This window comes from Pseudomonas sp. AC463 (assembly GCF_979253585.1).
Genome location: NZ_CEEDDZ010000977.1, coordinates 1 through 249, shown reverse-complemented (window position 1 = coordinate 249; position 249 = coordinate 1). Strand labels below are relative to the sequence as shown.

At 65.1% G+C, this 249-nt stretch carries 1 protein-coding gene; it reads right to left on the bottom strand.

Annotated features, from left to right (window positions below):
- On the bottom strand, positions 1 to 249 hold a 249-nt coding region (locus AC0IYH_RS33145; RefSeq protein WP_471838639.1), incomplete at both ends, for a hypothetical protein.

Below are 249 nucleotides of genomic sequence, written 5' to 3'. Positions count from 1 at the left end.
TGCCTCCGGCGCATGGTCGCCAACGCCTCTCGGAGGACCGAGCCCTCCTGCATCACCGCCACATGAGCAGCCTGCCCCTCATCTCGCCAAGCCTCCTGAGCGACGGCAAGCGCATCAATGAGCGAACGGGTTTCGTCGAGCTTGCGATCCTGGGCCGCGATGGCGTCACTTAGCTCCCTGGTGGTCTTCTTCACCAGCTTGGTCAGCGCCTGCACGTCCGCACCGACGTCCGATTGCCCCACCAGAAGC